Annotated in this window: 1 protein-coding gene; it reads right to left on the bottom strand. The window is 63.4% G+C overall.

From position 1 onward, the window contains the following. Positions 1-156: 156 nt before the first annotated feature. Positions 157-2,167: hypothetical protein (locus tag ASG00_RS08140; protein WP_200930892.1), on the bottom strand; the 2,011-nt coding region annotated here is incomplete at its 5' end.

The raw sequence follows: 2,167 nt of genomic DNA, 5'->3' as shown, positions 1-2,167 counted from the left end.
CCCCGTCGCGGTCACGACGCCGCGGGCCCGAAAGACCACCACCCCGCGGGACTCCAGGAGACGCCGCCACCGATCACGAGCGTTGGGTACTTAGTGGTAAACACGTCCGCAACGCTGACGGACTCGCCCACTTCGTGCAGCTGCGAGGCTCGTCGTTCACAGTTCAACCCGACGAGCAACGGTCGTCTCAAGCCCTTCTCCGTGGTGGTCAAAACGCGACAGCCTGAAAATCAGATCGAGCGGGCCAAGTAGGGCCGTGGCCTCAGCTAAGCCATCCGGCGTGAGCACCACCGCGCAGCCCTCTGAAACCGCGTCATCAAACATTTGGCCCTGACGACCCCAACTGCCGTTGGTCCAGATCGTCGTCAACGCGGCAGGTCGGCCCATCCGCGTCTGCCAACCACCGAGATACTCAAGGTCCGGGTTCCAGTTCAGCGTGCTGGCCAGGCTGGGGTGCACTGCCAGCCAGTTCGCGCGTCGCTCCATGAATGCGTTGCTTTGGTTTCGAAGCAGGAACGGGACCGTGTCGGTGTCCGCGGGTGGATGGGGAAGTTCTGCGAGGTCGGAGGTTCGCGTGTTGATTCTGATTGCCGTGCGTGCGCTGGCTTCACCGCGCCGGACCAGATCGCATGCGAAGCGCTCCTCGACGTGCGGCCAATTCAGGACCGCAAGGTCGCTCCGCGCTCCGACGATCTGATCGGGGCCGGTCCGGCTCGATCGGACGTACTCGTCCAGCCGAGCTTCAGCTCCGGCAGCCCACGCTTCCGGGGTCTGGTCATGACCTGCCGGCGGGTGGGCCGGAAGCATGTTCGGCATCCGGTCGCACCCACGTCCGACCATCGCGATATCTCCGGTTCTCAATGCTCGCTCCGCATGAGGGGGAAGGGGGCCCAGTCTCCCGGAATCGACGAGATCACCCAGGACGTACCCGAACGCGCTCCGCGATGCGAGGACCACTGAACTGGGGTGTGTCAGCTTCATGCTCGCATCGAGCAGGGCACCCATCGCAGACTTGGATTCAGGCAGAGACGCCAGCGCCTTCGTGGCGTACTGACCAGCGACCGCGAGGAGCGTGTTGACGTCGAGATCGCAATACTTCGACAGCAAGAGGTAGCCGTCTCGGAAAGGTTCGAGAAACGGTGGGTCGACGCCAAAGCGGGTTTCGGGCTCCGGTCCGTCGATATCCAACAGTTGCAGACGGTAGACGGCGGGTAACGGGCGGGCAATTCTTAACTCGTGGGTCCTCGCATCGGGCGCGGAGAGTCGTCGGATAACCATGCTCCTGTGAGTCGCAATGCGAGCACGCAACGGATCCAGTGCGGCATCCCTGACGGGCCCGGCTGCGGCCAAGCAGGATGCAACAGACTCGAGCACATCGTCGGTTGCGGCGGCATCAAACAGCCGTATTAGTGCATCGACGACCGCCTTCGAACCGCGCTTCAGCGCGGAGACCACAACCTCTGCCGTTCCCTCCCGAACGGCCCAGGCTGGGTGCGTCAGGTGCATTGCAGCCAACTCTGCAATCGCCTGATCTGCCGTCAACGGCGAGGCGGAACGCTGACCCGGGACGGTCGCGGAAAGCCACCACTTGAGCATGGGAGCCTCGGGCGGCGGCGGAAGCTCAAGATTCTCCGATAGCGCCTCGAGGTACTCGCGGACGGTCTCCCAGTATCCACTGCCGGAAGTGTCCACACCGAACGCCGCGAATATCTCGTCCACATCCGTGTTCAGCATGCTGCTGTACCAGTGCTCCTCAGTGACGAAGCGGACGAAGTCCTGCGCGGCGCCGGTGGGCGTCATCGCTCCGCATGTCACCAGCACCCGGATAGCGTCGCGTCGCACGGTTCCGCGGACGCTGGACCAAGCGTCGAGTGGAGCGAGGGCGAGAGCGGTTCCGGCAAGCTCCTGGGACGATTGAATACGTCCTTCGCGGTATTCCCTTTCTGCGGCCCACACGAGGACCTTCGCTTCATGCGGTGTTCCAATGAAGACTTCCGCGACGGCATGGGCTTGAGCCTCAGCGAAGTTCCTGTCCAGCACAGGGATCCAGTCGAAATACGACGAGGTCGACTCCTCAGCGATGAGGGCCCGAAGCGAATCGAGATCGGAGGAAACTTTCCTCACCTCGGAGCGAGGCAATCGGGTCCCGTTGCGCAACTCAAGACCG

The organism is Microbacterium sp. Leaf351 (assembly GCF_001423825.1).
Classification (GTDB): domain Bacteria; phylum Actinomycetota; class Actinomycetes; order Actinomycetales; family Microbacteriaceae; genus Microbacterium; species Microbacterium ginsengisoli.
This window is presented reverse-complemented; position numbering and strand designations above follow the sequence as displayed.